Genomic DNA, 426 nt, shown 5'->3' with positions numbered 1-426 from the left:
CCGTCCCTGATGCCGGTCAACTGGCCGCGGCGGGCGACATGTTGCACTCCGCCCGGCGTCCGCTGATCTGGGCCGGCGGCGGCGCCCTGCGGGCCGGCGCCGAGCTCACCGCGCTCGTCGAGGCGACCGGTGCCGGGCTGTTCACCTCCAACTCGGGGCGCGGCACCGTGCCGGAGGACCACCCGCAGGTCATCGGGAACTTCGCGACGACCCCGGCGGGGCGCGCCCTGCTCGCCGACGCGGACGTGCTGCTGACCATCGGCACGCACTTCCGGTCCAACGAGACCGCCGACTACGCACTGCACCTGCCCGCCGCCCACCTCCAGATCGACGTCGACGCGGCGGCGCTCGGCCGCGTCTACCCGGCCGCGCACCCCCTGCACGGCGACGCCGCCGAGGCACTGACCGCCCTGCTCCCCCGGGCCC

General features: G+C 76.5%; 1 pseudogene. It reads left to right on the top strand.

Annotated elements, in window-relative coordinates:
- Window positions 1–426 (top strand): annotated as a pseudogene (locus G3I40_RS32640) (thiamine pyrophosphate-binding protein); the annotation flags it as partial.

This window comes from Streptomyces sp. SID14478, assembly GCF_010548525.1.
GTDB lineage: Bacteria > Actinomycetota > Actinomycetes > Streptomycetales > Streptomycetaceae > Streptomyces.
The sequence above is the reverse complement of the archived record's forward strand: the minus strand, read 5'-3'. Positions and strand labels throughout refer to the sequence as shown.